The sequence below is a fragment of the Propioniciclava sp. genome (assembly GCF_036744435.1).
Lineage (GTDB): Bacteria > Actinomycetota > Actinomycetes > Propionibacteriales > Propionibacteriaceae > Propioniciclava.
Window position 1 is genome coordinate 1 of record NZ_DAIOIA010000022.1, and the last position, 650, is coordinate 650.

The 650-nt window shown below is 73.4% G+C and carries 1 protein-coding gene; it reads left to right on the forward strand.

Annotated features, from left to right (window positions below; all coding sequences use genetic code 11):
• Nucleotides 1-650, forward strand: a 650-nt coding sequence (locus V7E09_RS04535; protein ID WP_324523073.1) for an aminotransferase class III-fold pyridoxal phosphate-dependent enzyme, incomplete at both ends; no start/stop codon positions are given.

The window sequence follows — 650 nt, forward strand, 5'->3', positions numbered from 1 at the left end:
TGTTCGCCGAGCGGGGCGCCGAGATCGCCTGCGTCATCACCGAGGCCGCCCCGGCCAACATGGGCATCGTGACGCCGGCGCCGGGCTTCAACGAGGCAATCCGCGCGATCACGTCGGCGCACGGCGCGCTCATGATCCTCGACGAGGTGCTGACGGGGTTCCGCGTCGGCCCTTCGGGCTGGTGGGGCCTGGAGGCCGGGGTGGGGCAGCCGCTGTACACCCCCGATCTGATTGCCTTCGGCAAGGTCGTCGGCGGAGGCATGCCGCTGGCCGGGCTGGGCGGGCGTGCGGCGCTGATGGATCTCCTGGCCCCGGTGGGGCCGGTTTATCAGGCGGGCACGCTGTCGGGGAATCCGCTGGCCACGGCCGCGGGCATCGCCACGCTGCGGCTGGCGGACGCGGGCGTGTACGCCCACGTGGACGCCGCTTCCCTCACCGTGCAGGCCGCCCTGGCGGACGCGCTGAACGCGGCGGGCGTGCCGCACCGGATCCAGACCGCGGGCAGCCTGTTCAGCGTCTTCTTCGGTGAGGATGCCGCCGCGCACGGCGTCCGGGACTACGCCCAGGCGAAGGCCGCGGACACGTTCCGCTACCCGGCGTTCTTCCACGCCATGCTGGACGCGGGTGTCGCGCTGCCGCCGAGCGTGTTC